This is a genomic window from Gemella haemolysans (assembly GCF_028308085.1).
Taxonomy (GTDB): domain Bacteria; phylum Bacillota; class Bacilli; order Staphylococcales; family Gemellaceae; genus Gemella; species Gemella haemolysans_D.
The window spans coordinates 1-227 of sequence record NZ_JAQMFS010000065.1 but is presented as its reverse complement, the minus strand read 5'-3'; the positions used below and the strand labels follow the sequence as shown (position 1 = coordinate 227).

Sequence of the window (227 nt, the reverse complement as noted above, 5' to 3'; positions counted from 1 at the left end):
ATAGCAATTCCTTTTGTATAGTCTTCTGGTGTAAATGGTGTTGTTGTAACTGGTGTCTCTATTGGTTTCACCGGTGTTACATTTACTGGTACTTCCACTGTTATTACTTTTCCATTTGGCAATTCTACTGTTACTTTAACTGGAGTTTTCTTACCTGGTGTTGTTAAATCTGGAATGTTTTCTACATTCGTAACTTTTCCACCTTCTGGGATAGCAATTCCTTTTGT

Annotated in this window: 1 protein-coding gene; it reads right to left on the bottom strand. The window is 36.1% G+C overall.

The window, feature by feature from the left end; translation table 11 throughout:
• A partial coding sequence (locus tag PNO30_RS05595; RefSeq protein WP_271987459.1) for a hypothetical protein occupies nucleotides 1–227 on the bottom strand: 227 nt, incomplete at both ends.